Origin of the sequence: Kitasatospora sp. NPDC050543 (genome assembly GCF_044457565.1) — a bacterium.
Taxonomy (GTDB): Bacteria; Actinomycetota; Actinomycetes; order Streptomycetales; family Streptomycetaceae; genus Kitasatospora.
On sequence record NZ_JBITGZ010000015.1, the window covers coordinates 156,635 to 170,096 of the forward strand.

The window sequence follows — 13,462 nt, forward strand, 5'->3', positions numbered from 1 at the left end:
CGCGGTTCTCCGAGCGGGTACGCGGGGGCGGGGTGGGGGACCGTACCTCGCCCGGTACTCCCACACCCGCCGAGCACGGGAAGGCCCGCCGGGCCGGACAGGTCGAGGACCTCGGTCCGGCCCGGCGGGCCACGTGCCTCCCCGCCGTGCGCGCACCCCGTGCGCCAACCCGCCGCCGGCGAGCCTCCACCGCCTGCGGCGACGGCCGGGCGCCGTCACTCGAAGCGCAGCCCGTCCGGGCGGGAGAGCCGCAGGAGGGCGGGCAGGGTGAGGGCGGTGACGACGAGGACCGCCGCCGCACCGGCGCCGGCCGCCGCGAGCACGCCCGCCGTGTCGATGTGTGCGGGCATCCGGGCCAGGCGCAGCAGCGCCGTCCCCATCCCCACGCCGATGGCGCTCGCGAGCAGCAGGCCGAGCACCATGGGGAACGCCGTCTGCCAGAGCACCGACCAGGCGAGGGTCCGGCGCCGGGTGCCGAAGGCGACCTGGCAGGCCAGCGCCCTGCGACGCTCTCGCAGTTGCTCCAGGGCGCCGACCAGCATGCCGCCGGAAAGGAGCACCAGTGCGACGGTCACCGCGGCGCTCAGCGCCCTTTCCACGGCGAGCAGTGGGCGATCCTCGTCCCGGACAGTCTCGTCCTGGAAGGTCGGTGCGAGGCCCGGTCCGATCCGGGCGACGGCGTTGCGCAGCTGGTCCTTGGCGTCCGGGACGGCGGAGTCGAGGCGGAACTCGACGGTGGCGAGCTCGGGGCCGAGCACCTGCGCCGGGACGACCGAGGGGGTGACGAGCAACACCGTTCCGTGGGCGGGATAGAACACGCCGGGCATCGCCGGGACGCTGGGCACGGCCGATGGAAGCTGCCAGTGCGGGGCGCCGTGGCCGGTCGTCATCTCCGCCCCTGGCCACGACGTGGTGTCGGCCTGGCCGTAGCCGACGCTGCGGATCACGAAGGCGTCGCCGTCGGAGCAGGACGGCAGGGCGGCGAAGGAGCTCAGCGTCCGGCAGTCCGCCGCCCTGACATCCACCGTGCCCCGGCCGTCCGGCATGCGCGCGTAGAACGCGGTGTACCCGATGACGGACCGGGTGCCCGGGGTGTCACGCAGCCGTACCGTGTAGTCGCCGGCCCGGTCGCCCTGCTGACGGATGTTCAGGTGGCCGTCGGGCTCGTCCATCCGGACTCCGGTCTCGGCGACATCCTGGGCGAACTGCCTGTCCCGCAGACCGGTGACGCCGCCGAACAGACTCTGCAGGGCGATCCCCGCGGCGACGGCGGCGACCACGGCGGAGGTCGTGCGGGCGGCCGAGCCGCCGTCGAGCCTGAGCCGGCCGACGGCCAGCTGCCAGGAGGGCGGGCCGCCGCTGATCCGCCGGGTGACGTGTTCGAGCACCGCGGGAAGCATGGCGGCGACCCCGGTCAGCAGCAGGATCATGCCGACCACCAGCACCACCATGCCCTGGTCGGTCGAGAGGCGCGCGAGGCCGCAGGTGGACGCCGTGGAGAGCAGGGCGCCGCCGGCCGCCAGCAGGGCGAGCCGCCACCACAGGCGCCGGCGCACCCGCCCGTCGCCCCGGGACACGGCGAGCGGCTCGACGACGACCCGGCGCATCGCGACCAGGGTGGTCAGCACGGCGAGGGCGGGCACCGCGGCCATCGCGGCGGCGGCGAGCACCGGCTCGGGGTCGACGTCCTCGGCGAAGACGCTCATGCCGGCGATCGTCACGTACTCGCCGAGGCGGCCGCAGAGCAGGAAGAACAGCCAGCCGAGGACGAGCCCGAGGCCGGCGCCGGCCAGCGCCTCCCCCGCGGCGATCACGGCCGTCATCGAGCGGTCGGCTCCGACCAGGCGCAGGGCCGCCAGCCGGCGGTCGCGCCCCTCGCCGCCGAAGCGGGCGGCTGCGGCGACGAAGACGACGACCGGGGTGAGGACGACCACGATGCCCACGACGCTGAGCAGGACCAGGTAGGGGTCGAGCGGCCGCGGCGGGTACACGTCGCCGAAGGAGTCGAGTCGCATCGCGCCGGTGTCGGTACCGAGGCTGTCGCTGCCGAGGAAGAAGGTGAAGTCCCCCGGTCCGACGAGGCCGGCCTCGCCGACCCGGCCGGTGACGGGGTGGTCGAGCCGTTCGCGCAGCAGGGCGGAGCCGGGTTCGCGCAGCAGCTCGGCGAGTGCGGGCGAGACGCTCAGCTCGCCGGGCCGGGGGTAGTGGTCCAGGCCCGGCGGGAGCGGGGTGGCGGGGCCCTCCGGCTGGACGATCCGACCGCGGATCCGTATGTCGTGGAAGCGGGTGCTCGCGTCGACCAGCAGCAGGGTCCGGTCGGAGCGGGGCATGTCGCGGTCGCCGTGCATGGTGTCGACGATCGCGTGGATCCGGTCGTCGCGATGGTCCTTCATCGCGGGGAAGGACGAGGCCAGGAGCAGCATCGCGACGCCGATGCCGATGCCGAGGGCGGTGAGCACCGTCCGGGCGAGGCTGTTGCGGCCGCCCGTGACGGCGAGCCGCACACCCATGCCCAGCTGGCTCAGCCGGCGCGGCTGTACCGTCGGCAGGGCGGTGGCGGCGCGGCCGACGCCGGGGCCTCGGCCGGGACCGGCGGTGGGACCGCCGCTGGGGCTCGGGCTGGGGCTGGGGCTGCTCACAGTCCGGCCCCCAGGCTGACGGTCCGGCCGTCGCGGACGATGACCTCGCGGTCGGCGTAGGCCGCGACCCGGGCCTCGTGGGTGACCAGGATGACGGCGGCGCCGGACTCCTGGGCGGCGGCGCGCAGCAGTCGCATTACCCGCTCGCCGTTGAGCGAGTCGAGCGCGCCGGTGGGCTCGTCGGCGAAGACCACCCTCGGCCCGGTGACGAGTGCACGGGCCGCGGCGACGCGCTGGCCCTGTCCGCCGGATATCTCGCCGGGCCGCTGGGCGGCGGCGTCGGCCACCTCCAGCCGCTCCAGCCAGTCGTAGGCCCGGTCCTCGGCGGCCCGGCGGCGGTGGCCGGCCAGCCGCAACGGCAGCGCGACGTTCTCCAGGCAGGAGAGTTCGGGGACGAGCTGGCCGAACTGGAAGAGGAATCCGAAGTCTCCGCGCCGCAGGGCGCTGCGCCGGGCGTCGGAGAGCTCGTTGAGGTTGCGGCCCTGGTAGCTGACGGCGCCGGCATCCGGACGGACGATGCCGGCCAGGCAGTGCAGCAGGGTGGACTTGCCGGAGCCGGAGGGGCCCATCAGGGCGACGAGCTCGCCCGGGGCGACGGACAGGGAGGCGTCCTCCAGGGCGGTGGTGCGGCCGAAGGCCTTGGTCAGGCCGGTGGCGGCGAGCAGGCTGCCCGCCGGGGCGGCGGCCCTGGCGGCGGCGGCCCTGGCGGCGGTGGCCTTGGCCGCGGACGCGCTGTCGGACGCGCTGTCGGACGCGCTGTCGGACGCGGCGCCGGATTCGAGGGGGGAGATGGCCATCAGCTGCGTACCTGCCTGGTGAGTTCGTCGAGCCGTGCGGCGGTGAGTTCGAGCCAGCGCAGATCCGCCTCCAGGTGGAACAGCGCGTGGTCGCAGACCAGCTGGTCGATGAGGTCGCCGTCGGACTTGCGCCGGGTCAGCTCGCGCATCTGGCGCAGGTGTTCGGCCCGTTGGACGTCGAGCACGTCCTGCGGCCGGCGGCCGGTCAGGACCGCGAGGACGACCTTGGTGTAGAGGGTGTTCTGCAGGTAGGGCTCGGGGCTCTCCGCTCTGCCCAGCCACTCGGTGACGTCGGTGACGCCCGCCTCGGTGATGGTGTACCGCTTGCGGTCCGGCCCGTCGCCGGCCTCGACGCCCTCGACGTCGACCAGGCCGTTCTTCAGCAACCGGGAGAGCGTCGAGTAGACCTGGCCGTAGTGCAGCGAGCGGGTGCGTCCGAAGCGCTCGTCGTAGGCGCGTTTCAGGTCGTAACCATGACGCGGCTGGGACTCCAGGAGTCCGAGGATGGTGTGTCCGAGTGACATGTCAGGGACTATACACACGAGGTATACACCGAGTGCATAGTGGGGTGGGATGACACTCTGACGGTGCGTCGGCAAGCGAAGGGGGGCGCGGGCCGCAGCGCCCGCGCCCCCCGATGGAGCGTCAGAGCGCCAGGTCGATGCCCGGGTAGAGCGGGAAGCCGGCCAGCAGGTCGGCGGCACGCTTGGCGGTGCCCTCGCGCAAGGCCTCGTCCAGCACGTACTGGGCCTTGGACGGCACGCCGGCCGAGCCGGCGGCAGGAGTGGTGGCGCGCAGCACGGAGTCGATCAGGCCCGCGATCTCGTCCATCTCGGCCGCCCCGAGGCCGCGGGTGGTCAGCGCCGGGGTGCCCAGCCGGACGCCAGAGGTGTACCAGGCGCCGTTCGGGTCCTGCGGGACGGCGTTGCGGTTGGTGACGATACCGGCGTCGAGGAGCGCCGCCTCCGCCTGGCGGCCGGTCAGACCGTAGCCGGAGACGTCGGCGAGGACCAGGTGGTTGTCCGTCCCGCCGGTGACCAGATTCGCGCCACGCCGCAGCAGGCCCTCGGCCAGGGCGGCGGCGTTGTCGACGACCCGGCGGGCGTAGTCCTGGAACTCCGGACGGCGGGCCTCCGCGAAGGCCACCGCCTTCGCGGCCATCACGTGGGAGAGCGGACCGCCGAGCACCATCGGGCAGCCCCGGTCGACGTGCTCCGCCAGTTCGCCGTCACAGAGCACCATGCCGCCGCGCGGGCCGCGCAGCGACTTGTGCGTGGTGGTGGTGACGATCTGGGCGTGCGGCACCGGGTCGAAGTCGCCGGTCAGGACCTTGCCCGCGACCAGCCCCGCGAAGTGCGCCATGTCGACCATCAGCGTGGCGCCCACCTCGTCGGCGATCTCCCGCATCAGCCGGAAGTTCACCAGCCTGGGGTACGCCGAGTAGCCGGCCACCAGGATCAGCGGGCGGAACTCCCGGGCGGTCGCCCGCAGCGCGTCGTAGTCGATCAGGCCGGTGGCCGGGTCGGTGCCGTAGCTGCGCTGCTCGAACATCTTGCCCGAGATGTTGGGCCGGAAGCCGTGGGTGAGGTGGCCACCGGTGTCCAGGGACATGCCGAGCATCCGCTGGTTGCCCAACTCCCCGCGCAGCTGCGCCCAGTCCTGCTCGCTGAGGTCGTTGACCTGACGCACCTGCGCGTGCCGCAGCGCCGGGCTCTCCACCCGCTGGGAGAGCACCGCCCAGAAGGCGACCAGGTTGGCGTCGATGCCCGAGTGCGGCTGGACGTAGGCGTGCTCGGCGCCGAACAGCGCGCGGGCGTGCTCGGCGGCGAGCGACTCGACGGTGTCGACGTTGCGGCAGCCGGCGTAGAAGCGGCGGCCGACGGTGCCCTCGGCGTACTTGTCGCTGAGCCAGTTGCCCATCGCCAGCAGGACGGCCGGGGAGGCGTAGTTCTCACTGGCGATCAGCTTGAGCGAGGCACGCTGATCCTCGATCTCGGCGCCGATCGCGTCCGCGACGCGCGGCTCGACCTGGCGTACGACGTCCAGGGCGCTGCGGAACGCGGCACTGGCGGCGCCGGTGGTGTCGGCGGTGTGGTGGGCGCTGGGCGCGCCGGAGGGTGCTGCCTGGGCGGACAAGGATGTCTCCTCGCTCGATTCGGACGGCCCAGGCGCACGGCAACAGCGTGAGTTCACGGAGCCGCTCCCCGATGGTTGATTCCATCCCTGCGCGCCAGTCGCGGCTCACCGCCGATCCTACCCATCCGGCCGCGGACGCGACGGAGGTCTCAGCATGCGGGCACCGCGGAGCGCCGGGCCTCGCCTCGGCACCCCGGGCCCCCTGGGCGATCCGCGACGCCGGGCAGCGACCCGGCGGCCCCGTGCGCCGCAGGCGGCCGCCCACCGCCGGCCAACGACCTTTCCGTTCACGGGTATTGATGACGTGGTGAATCACTGCTTCACTTCTTGGCATGGTCTACCGAACGACCCCCGCCGTCCGTGCCCGACTTGAGGCCCAGCGCGAGGCGATCGTCACCGCCGCCACCGAGCTGCTCTCCGAACACGGCTACGCCGCCTGCTCGGTGGCGGCCGTCGCGCAGCGGGCGGGGATCGCCACCGGTACGGTGTACCGCTCGTTCCCCAACAAGGCCGAGCTGGTGGCGGAGCTCTTCCGGACCGTCGTCGGGCGCGAGGTGGCCGCGGTACGGGCGGCCGCGGCCTTCGACGGTGACGTGCCCGCGCAGGTCACCTCCGTGATCGGCACCTTCGCGGGCCGCGCGCTCAAGGCGCCCCGGCTGGCCTTCGCGCTCCTCGCCGAGCCGGTCGACGCCGAGGTGGACTCCCAGCGGCTGGTCTTCCGACTGGCCTTCCGGGATCTGATCGCCGGCCTGATCGCCGAGGGGGTGGCGGCCGGACGGCTGCCCGCCCAGGACCCGCGGCTCACCGCCGCCGCACTGGTCGGCGCGGTCGGCGAGGCACTGGTCGGCCCGCTCGCGGACGGCGAGCCCGTCGAGGACCTCGTCCCCCAGCTGTCCGCCTTCGCCCTGCGCGCACTCGGCCACCCCGGCCCCGGCCACCCCGCCCCTGTCCTGCCCCCACCCCCACCGGAGCAGATCGATGAGTGACCCCGCCATATCGGGCATGACCGACACCACCCGGACCGGCTCACTCCGGACCGACGCGGCCCGAGCCGCCGACCGCGAGCAGAACGCGGAGCGGCTGCTGCGCGTCTCCGCCAAGCACTCGCACGACCCGCTCACCGAGATCGACTGGGACGCCCCCATCGACCCCGACCAGTTCGCCCTGCCCGCGCACCGCGTCTCGCTGTACGGCACGCCGCTCTGGGACACCCTGACCCACCGCCAGCAGGCCCGGCTCAGCGTGCACGAGCTGGCCAGCACCACCGCGGCGGGCATCTGGTTCGAGCTGGTCCTGATGGAGGGCCTGGTCCGGCACGTCTACGCCGGCGACCTGACCACCAAGCACGCCCAGTACGCGCTCACCGAGGTCGCCGACGAGTGCCGGCACTCGACCATGTTCGCCCGCTACATCGCGAAGACCGGCTACCCCTCGGCCCGTCCCACCCGGCGGGCGCAGCGTCTCGGCAAGCTGCACTTCCTGCTGAACGACACCTCGATGACCTTCGCCGGCGCGATCTTCGTCGAGGAGTACACCGACGCGATGCAGCGCGAGATGATCAGGGACGAGAGCCTCCAGCCGCTGGCCCGCTCGGTGGCGCGCATCCACGTGATCGAGGAGGCCCGGCACATCGGCTACGCCAAACCGGAGTTGGAGCGCCGCTGGGCCAGGATGACGGCTCCGCGCCGGGCCGTGTTCCGGCAGGCGCTGGCCCTGCTGGCGCAGCAGTCGGTGGCCGAGGTCGTCCACCCCCGGGTGTACGCACTGGCCGGGCTCGACCCCAGGACCGCACAGCGGGTGGCCGCGCAGAACCCGTACTGGCGCGAGGCGAAGGCGGACTGGGCGCGCAAGGCGGTGGTGTTCTTCACCGACCTGGGGATCATCGACCGCCGCTGCGCGCCGATGTGGCGCCGGGCGCACCTGCTGCGCTGAGCCCGCCCAGCCCAGCCCGCCCGCGCCGCTCGCTCGGCCCGCTCGGCCCGTGGTGGCCCGGTCGGCGGGAGTGCTGCCGACCGGGCCCGGGTCACTGCGCCGGGAGCATCCGCTCGACGAGGACCGCGACCAGCGCCTCGGTCTCTCCCTGCGGCACCACACCGGGCAGGGTGAGCTGCTCCAGCATCAGGCCGGTCATCGCGAGGTACAGCAGCGTCACGCCCGTACGGTCACCGGGCAGCCCGGCATCCCGGTGGAAGGCGAGGTCGGCGTCCAGCACCTCGCGGACGGTCCGGGTGAGCTCCGCCCGGAGCTCGGGCCGCCGGGTCGCCTCCAGGCGCAGCTCCAGCATCGCCAGGTACCCGGTGCGTTCGGTGGCCACCCGGCGGTTCACCCAGCTCAGCAGCTCGATGACGAGCTCACGCGAGCGCGGCGCCTGCAGCACCTGCTCGACCTCGGCCGGATCGGGCGCGATCCGCCGGTGGATCTGCCGGCTGACCTGGCGGATCAGTTCGTCACGCCCGGCGAAGTAGTTGGAGGCCGTGCCCTTGGGCACGCCTGCCTCGGCGTCGACCGCGCGGAAGGTCAGCCCCCGGGCACCCTCCCTGGCCAGCACCTCGATCGCCGCGTCCACCAGCGCCGCGCGACGACCCGGATTCTGCACCATTCGATGACCTCCGACGGGTATGGGCTTGCAACCACTACAACCAACGTACTACAAATGGAGTTGTTCGCGGCAGAGCGCCGCGCACGGGGAGGGACAGCACATGCGATTCAGCACCATGGGCACCGCACTGCTCAGCGACGACGTCGCCGCGAGCAGCCGCTTCTACGTCCAGCACTTCGGCTTCAAGCCGGTCGCCGAGCTGGACTGGTACGTCAGCCTGCACCACGACGAGCACCCTCACTACGTCATCGACTTCGTCCAGCGCGGCCACGAGGCCATGCCGGCCGGCTTCCGGGCCCAGGAGACCGGCGGGCTCTGCCTGGCCTTCCTGGTCGAGGACGCCACGGCCGAGGAGGCCAGGATGCGCGCCGAAGGCGTGGAGATCGCCGAGCCGCTGCGCGACGAGCCGTGGGGGCAGCGCCGCTTCAACGTCTGGAGCCCGGAGGGCGTACTGATCGAGATCCTCCAGACGATCGAGCCCGACCCCGAGTGGATGGCACAGCAGCAGCTGTAGGCCGGGCCGGGATCGGCGGCCGGCCCCGGGGGCTTCAGCGCCGCCGTTCGGTGCTGACCACCAGGCAGACCGCCGCCACCACGATGGCCCCACCCAGCAGGGTGGGGCCGGTCAGCGGCTCGGCGAGGACGAGCCAGCCCAGCAGCACCGCGACCACCGGATTGACGTACGCGTAGGTGGACACCAGCGTCAGCGGCGCGGACTGGAGCAGCCACACGTACGCGGTGAAGGCCACCAGCGAACCGAAGACCAGCAGGTACGCCAGCGCCAGCCAGGAGCGGGTGGAGATCTGCGCGAGGTCCAGCCCGTGCTGCTCGCCGCGCGCCAGGGCGATCAGCAGGCTGCCCGCCCCGCCGGCGACCATCTGGTAGCCGCTGGCCGCGAACGGGTTGGGCGGCATCGGGATCCGCCGGGCGCTGAAGGAGCCCGCGGCCCAGGTCAGCGTCGCCACCACGACGGCGATCACACCGGCGGGCGCGATGCTGCCGCCGAGTGCGGGAGCGGACAGCACCGCCAGACCCGCCAGACCGAGCAGCACCCCGCCGAGGGCCGCCGGGCGCGGCCGCTCACCGAAGGCGATCCGCAGCAGCACCATCCACAGCGGCACCGCGGCCACCAGCAGGGCCGCCAGCCCGGAGGGGATGGAGTTCTCGCCGAGCACCACCAGCCCGTTGCCGCCGGTCAGCAGCAGGACGCCGACCAGCGCGGCGGAGCCCAGCTGCCGCCGCGTCACCCGCAGGGCCGCCGGGCCCTTGCGCCAGGCCACCAGGGCGATCATCACCAGGCCCGCGAGCAGCGAGCGGGTGCCGGCCGAGAGGAAGGACGGCATCGTCTCCAGGGTGATCCGGATCGCCAGGTAGGTCGATCCCCAGAGCACGTAGACGATGGCCAGGGCCGCCCAGACCGCCCCGCTCACCCCGCCCACCCGGGCCTTGCCGGTCACCTCCGGCAGTACCGCCGGGGCAGCATCGGCCCGGGCGTCCGCCACGATGGCGTCCTGGAGCCCGGCCGGCGTGTGGTCAGAGGTACTGGCCGAGGCGCCCGAAGGCCTCTGCGGAGCCGGAGCTGACATGGGTGTCTCCCTGGGACGGTGCTGTACTGAACCCCGCTATGACACCGCACCACCGGCCCGCTCCGCCAGTGGGTATCGGGCCGGACCGGACCGCGCTCTACGGTGGAGCGCGCCCGCACCCCCAGGAGGCCCCCGCCGTGCCCGCCGAAACACCCCCGCCGCTCCCCTTCTTCGTCTACGGAACGCTGCGTACCGGCGGCCACAACCACGCCGTGTACCTGGCCGGGCGCTGCACGTCCGTCCGCCCCGCCGTGCTGGAGGGCGCCGCGCTGCACGAGGGTCCCGGCTTCCCGTACGCCGTCCCCGACCCGGCGCGGCAGGTGGTCGGCGAGCTGATCACCGTCGGGCCGGCCGCGTACCCGTCGGTGCTGGCCGCCCTGGACCGGCTGGAGGACTGCCTCCCGGACGACTCGGGCCTGTACGTCCGACGGCGCCTGCCCGTCCGGACGCCAGGCGGCGGGGCGAGCGAGGCCTGGGTCTACCTGGCCGGCCCCGCGGAGGACGCCCGGCTGCGGTCCGCCCCCGCGCTCATCGCGTCCGGCGACTGGTCCCGGCGCTGACCCGCGCGCGCAGCGGCGGGCGCGGACCGGGAACTCTCCCGGTCCGCGCCGCCCTCGCTCGGCCCGCCCTCAGGGCCTGGCGCCGCCTCAGGCCTTGCCGACCCCGGCGGCGATCCGGTCGCCGAGGTCCTTGTCGACGTTGCGCCAGTACTGCACGGCCCGCTCCAGCACCGGGTCGCTCACCCCGCCGAGCAGATGCCCGACGATGTTGGAGACCAGCCGGTCCCGCGCCGCGTCGTCCAGCACCTGGCGGACCATCGTGCCCGCCTGCCCCCAGTCGTCGTCCTCGCGGTGCAGCGAGTACGCCTCGCGGACCATCTCGCCCGCCGTCTGCCAGCCCGCCGCCGGGTCGTCGAACTTCTCGGCGGCCGCGGCGGGCGCGCCCTTGGAGTTCGGGGCGTAGGGCACGACCGTCCGCGCCGGGTCGAAGCGCATCGGCCCGTCCTTGGCGTACGAGTGAACCGGCACGTGCGGCCGGTTCGGCGGCAGCTGCGCGTAGTTGGGGCCGATCCGGTACCGGTGGGTGTCCGGGTAGGAGAAGATCCGGCCGAGCAGCATCTTGTCCGGCGAGACGCTGATGCCCGGCACCAGGTTCGCGGGCTCGAACGCGGCCTGCTCGATGTGGACGAAGAAGTCCTCGGGGTTGCGGTTGAGCGTCATCCGGCCGACCTTGATCAGCGGGTGGTCGCCGTGCGGCCACACCTTGGTCAGGTCGAAGGGGTTGAACCGGTAGTCCGGCGCCTGGTCGAACGGCATCACCTGGACGTACAGCGTCCAGGACGGGTGGTCGCCGCGCTCGATCGCCTCGAACAGGTCCTGGCGGTGCAGGTCAGGGTCGGATCCGGCCAGCCGGTCGGCCTCCTCCTGGGTGAGGAAGTCGATGCCCTGGTCGGTCTTGAAGTGGTACTTGACCCAGAACCGCTCACCGTCGGAGTTGATCCACAGGTAGGTGTGCGAGCCGTACCCGTTCATGTGCCGGTACGACTTCGGGATGCCCCGGTCGCCCATCAGCCAGGTGACCATGTGCGCGGACTCCGGCGACAGCGTCCAGAAGTCCCACTGCATGTCGTGGTCGCGCAGGCCGTTGTCCGGGCGCCGCTTCTGCGAGCGGATGAAGTCCTGGAACTTGATCGTGTCGCGGACGAAGAAGATCGGCGTGTTGTTGCCGACCAGGTCGTAGTTGCCGTCCTCGGTGTAGAACTTCAGCGCGAACCCGCGCGGGTCGCGCCAGGTGTCGGGGCTGCCCTGCTCGCCGGCCACCGTGGAGAAGCGGGCCAGCATCTCGGTCCGCTTGCCGGGCTGGAACATGGTCGCCTTGGTGTAACGGCTCACGTCGTCCGTCACCTCGAAGACGCCGTACGCGCCGGAGCCCTTGGCGTGGACCACCCGCTCGGGTACCCGTTCCCGGTTGAACTGGGCCATCTTCTCGATCAGGTAGTGGTCATGGAGAAGGATCGGGCCGTCCCGTCCAACCGTGAGCGAGTGCTCGTCGCTCGGCACCGGTATGCCGGCGTTGTTGGTGGTGTGCGGGACCGCTGAGTCGGGCATCGTGTCCTCCGTTGCGTGCTCAGGTACCCCCTCTCGAACCTAACCCCGTACCCCGCGCGCTGCCATCGCGCCGCAGCCGACGCCGGCGTGCGGACGGGAGCCCGGACGGAGGCCGATCGGAGCGCCGTCGAACCGCCCGGTAGGCTGCCGCTGCCCCGTCTCACCTGCTTGTTCCGACCCGCACGCGACCCGCCTGCGACCCGCGAGGAGTACCAGTTGGCCGCCGCCCCGCCCCCGCCCCCGGCGGTCCACCCGATCACCGTCGTCGGAATCGGCGCCGACGGCTGGCCGGGTCTGGCCGACACCTCGCGGCAGGCCCTGCGCACGGCCGAGGTCGTGATCGGCGGCCCCCGGCAGCTGGATCTGCTGCCCGCCGAGGTCACCGCCGCGCGGGTGGCCTGGCCCTCCCCGCTGCGCCCCGCCGTCCCCGGCCTGCTCGCCGCGCACGGCGGCCGCCGGATCTGCGTGCTGGCCAGCGGCGACCCGATGTTCTTCGGCATCGGCCGGGCCCTCGCCGAGACGGTCGGCGCCAAGCGCCTGCACGTCCTGCCGCACCCGTCCTCCGTCTCGTACGCCTGCGCCCGGCTCGGCTGGCCGCTGGACGCCGTCGAGGTGATCAGCGTGGTCGGCCGCCCGCTGGAGAGCCTCAACCGCGCGCTGTACCCCGGCCGCCGGCTGCTGGTGCTCAGCGCCGACGCCCGGACCCCGGCCGCCGTCGCCGCGCTGCTCACCGGCCGCGGCCTCGGCGCCAGCCGGCTGCGGGTGCTGGAGCAGCTCGGCGGGCCGGCCGAGGGGCAGCTGGACGGGCGGGCCGACGACTGGGCCCACCCGGCCGGCGACCCGCTCAACCTGATCGCCGTCGACTGCGCGGGCGGCCCGGGCGGTGCCGACAGCGTCGACAGCGCGGGCAGCGCCGGCACGCCGGACAGGACGGGCATCGTCCGCAACTCGCTGGTGCCGGGCCTGCCGGACGCCTCGTACGAGAGCGACGGGCAGCTGACCAAGCGGCATGTGCGTGCCGCGACCCTGGCCACCCTGGCGCCCGCGCCCGGCGAGCTGCTCTGGGATGTCGGCGGCGGCTCCGGCTCGATCGCCGTCGAGTGGATGCGGGCGCACCGCGACTGCCGGGCCGTCAGCGTCGAGCGCGACCCGGTGCGGGCCGGGCGGATCGCCCGTAACGCCGCCGCGCTGGGCGTACCCGCGCTGCGCGTGGTCACCGGCCCGGCGCCCGCCGCGCTGGCGGGCCTGCCCACGCCCGACGCGATCTTCATCGGCGGCGGGCTGACCGCCCCCGGGATGCTGGAGGCCTGCTGGGACGCGCTCCCGCCGGGCGGACGGCTGGTCGCCAACACCGTGACGCTGGAGTCCGAGGCGCTGCTCACCCAGTGGTACCGGCGCTGGGGCGGCGAGCTGCTGCGGCTGGCCGTCGCGCACGCCGTGCCGGTCGGGGGGTTCACCGGCTGGCGCCAGGCGATGCCCGTCACCCAGTGGTCCGCCGTCAAGCCGGCCGCGTCCGAGCCGCTCGGATCCGATCGGCTCGCCGCAGAGCCGGCCGCCGCCGGACCGCCCACCTCCCCCACCGCCGTACAGCCGTAGA

At 73.8% G+C, this 13,462-nt stretch carries 12 protein-coding genes and 1 riboswitch; of the genes, 5 read left to right on the plus strand and 7 right to left on the minus strand.

Going from position 1 to position 13,462, the window contains the following annotated elements; translation table 11 throughout:
* Nucleotides 1-215 precede the first annotated feature (215 nt).
* The 4 genes from ACIBH3_RS20250 to ACIBH3_RS20265 form a co-directional block, all read right to left on the minus strand.
* Nucleotides 216-2,639 carry an ABC transporter permease gene (locus ACIBH3_RS20250; protein WP_396313379.1) on the minus strand — a complete coding sequence of 808 codons (2,424 nt, stop codon included), beginning with the start codon at nt 2,637-2,639 and terminating at the stop codon, nt 216-218.
* On the minus strand, nt 2,636-3,436 hold the full coding sequence (locus tag ACIBH3_RS20255; protein WP_396313380.1) for an ABC transporter ATP-binding protein: 801 nt from the start codon (nt 3,434-3,436) through the stop codon (nt 2,636-2,638). Before ACIBH3_RS20255 ends, ACIBH3_RS20250 begins: the two co-directional genes overlap by 4 nt.
* Nucleotides 3,436-3,960, minus strand: coding sequence for a PadR family transcriptional regulator (locus ACIBH3_RS20260; RefSeq protein WP_396313381.1), 525 nt, complete (start codon nt 3,958-3,960; stop codon nt 3,436-3,438). The genes ACIBH3_RS20255 and ACIBH3_RS20260 overlap by 1 nt, the downstream gene beginning before the upstream one ends.
* 121 nt (nt 3,961-4,081) lie before the next feature.
* Nucleotides 4,082-5,572, minus strand: a complete 1,491-nt coding sequence (locus ACIBH3_RS20265) for a glycine hydroxymethyltransferase (protein WP_396313382.1) — start codon at nt 5,570-5,572, stop codon at nt 4,082-4,084.
* Between the two features lie 19 nt (nt 5,573-5,591).
* A riboswitch (ZMP/ZTP riboswitch) is annotated at nt 5,592-5,684 on the minus strand.
* Nucleotides 5,685-5,904: 220 nt separating this feature from the next.
* On the opposite strand from ACIBH3_RS20265, the gene ACIBH3_RS20270 reads away from it, so the two are divergent.
* Both ACIBH3_RS20270 and ACIBH3_RS20275 read left to right on the plus strand, forming a co-directional pair.
* Nucleotides 5,905-6,558, plus strand: a complete 654-nt coding sequence (locus tag ACIBH3_RS20270) for a TetR/AcrR family transcriptional regulator (RefSeq protein ID WP_396313383.1) — start codon at nt 5,905-5,907, stop codon at nt 6,556-6,558.
* A 16-nt stretch (nt 6,559-6,574) separates the two neighbouring features.
* Nucleotides 6,575-7,504, plus strand: a complete 930-nt coding sequence (locus ACIBH3_RS20275) for a diiron oxygenase (RefSeq protein WP_396313384.1) — start codon at nt 6,575-6,577, stop codon at nt 7,502-7,504.
* Nucleotides 7,505-7,595: 91 nt separating this feature from the next.
* Here ACIBH3_RS20275 and ACIBH3_RS20280 read toward each other — a convergent pair whose 3' ends face one another.
* Nucleotides 7,596-8,171 (minus strand): TetR/AcrR family transcriptional regulator, encoded by a 576-nt coding sequence (locus tag ACIBH3_RS20280; RefSeq protein ID WP_396313385.1) that lies wholly within the window; start codon nt 8,169-8,171, stop codon nt 7,596-7,598.
* Nucleotides 8,172-8,271: 100 nt separating this feature from the next.
* Between ACIBH3_RS20280 and ACIBH3_RS20285 the strand changes: the two genes are divergently transcribed.
* Nucleotides 8,272-8,685 (plus strand): VOC family protein, encoded by a 414-nt coding sequence (locus ACIBH3_RS20285; protein ID WP_396313386.1) that lies wholly within the window; start codon nt 8,272-8,274, stop codon nt 8,683-8,685.
* 34 nt (nt 8,686-8,719) lie between these two features.
* On the opposite strand, the gene ACIBH3_RS20290 is transcribed toward ACIBH3_RS20285, so the two are convergent.
* A complete protein-coding gene (locus ACIBH3_RS20290; RefSeq protein WP_396313387.1) occupies nt 8,720-9,757 on the minus strand; it encodes an EamA family transporter in 1,038 nt (345 codons plus the stop codon).
* Between the two features lie 137 nt (nt 9,758-9,894).
* Here ACIBH3_RS20290 and ACIBH3_RS20295 point away from each other — a divergent pair, with 137 nt between their 5' ends.
* Complete coding sequence (locus ACIBH3_RS20295) at nt 9,895-10,317, plus strand: gamma-glutamylcyclotransferase family protein (RefSeq protein ID WP_396313388.1); 423 nt, start codon at nt 9,895-9,897, stop codon at nt 10,315-10,317.
* A gap of 87 nt (nt 10,318-10,404) precedes the next feature.
* Here ACIBH3_RS20295 and ACIBH3_RS20300 read toward each other — a convergent pair whose 3' ends face one another.
* Nucleotides 10,405-11,865: a catalase gene (locus tag ACIBH3_RS20300; RefSeq protein ID WP_396313389.1), complete on the minus strand. Its 1,461-nt coding sequence runs from the start codon at nt 11,863-11,865 to the stop codon at nt 10,405-10,407.
* A gap of 216 nt (nt 11,866-12,081) precedes the next feature.
* Between ACIBH3_RS20300 and cbiE the strand changes: the two genes are divergently transcribed.
* Nucleotides 12,082-13,461, plus strand: coding sequence for a precorrin-6y C5,15-methyltransferase (decarboxylating) subunit CbiE (gene cbiE, locus ACIBH3_RS20305; RefSeq protein WP_396313421.1), 1,380 nt, complete (start codon nt 12,082-12,084; stop codon nt 13,459-13,461).
* The last annotated feature ends 1 nt before the right edge of the window (nt 13,462 follow it).

Bases quoted from the DNA above. Each gene is read 5' to 3' on its own strand.
- ACIBH3_RS20290 (WP_396313387.1), bottom strand. From the start codon at position 9,757: ATGTCAGCTCCGGCTCCGCAGAGGCCTTCGGGCGCCTCGGCCAGTACC.
- ACIBH3_RS20255 (WP_396313380.1), bottom strand. From the start codon at position 3,436: ATGGCCATCTCCCCCCTCGAATCCGGCGCCGCGTCCGACAGCGCGTCC.
- ACIBH3_RS20270 (WP_396313383.1), top strand. From the start codon at position 5,905: ATGGTCTACCGAACGACCCCCGCCGTCCGTGCCCGACTTGAGGCCCAG.
- ACIBH3_RS20300 (WP_396313389.1), bottom strand. From the start codon at position 11,865: ATGCCCGACTCAGCGGTCCCGCACACCACCAACAACGCCGGCATACCG.
- ACIBH3_RS20275 (WP_396313384.1), top strand. From the start codon at position 6,575: ATGACCGACACCACCCGGACCGGCTCACTCCGGACCGACGCGGCCCGA.
- ACIBH3_RS20280 (WP_396313385.1), bottom strand. From the start codon at position 8,171: ATGGTGCAGAATCCGGGTCGTCGCGCGGCGCTGGTGGACGCGGCGATC.
- ACIBH3_RS20285 (WP_396313386.1), top strand. From the start codon at position 8,272: ATGCGATTCAGCACCATGGGCACCGCACTGCTCAGCGACGACGTCGCC.
- ACIBH3_RS20260 (WP_396313381.1), bottom strand. From the start codon at position 3,960: ATGTCACTCGGACACACCATCCTCGGACTCCTGGAGTCCCAGCCGCGT.